This window comes from Aeromonas sp. SER, from assembly GCF_038739615.1.
Lineage (GTDB): Bacteria > Pseudomonadota > Gammaproteobacteria > Enterobacterales > Aeromonadaceae > Aeromonas > Aeromonas jandaei.
Genome location: NZ_JBCGFC010000042.1, coordinates 1 through 210 on the forward strand (window position 1 = coordinate 1; position 210 = coordinate 210).

The window sequence follows — 210 nt, forward strand, 5'->3', positions numbered from 1 at the left end:
CTGCCGCCTTGGCCGAGGCACTCGGGCCATCGTCCTTGAAGGCGATATCCAGCCCGTTCGCACTGGTCGCCGTGGTGCTGTCACCATCACGGTCAGTGACAGTCTGTACCACCTTGATGGCCGCCGCTGACGCCAGCGACACGCTGTCGTCATGGTCGCTCGCACTGCTGCCATCCACACCGTGCTCCAGCGCCGCATACTGGGTCACCG

At 65.2% G+C, this 210-nt stretch carries 1 protein-coding gene; it reads right to left on the bottom strand.

Translation table 11 applies throughout. The annotated features are described in order from the left end of the window. Positions 1-210 (bottom strand): hypothetical protein (locus tag AAHA41_RS22615; protein WP_342697352.1); only part of this gene is annotated, 210 nt, incomplete at both ends.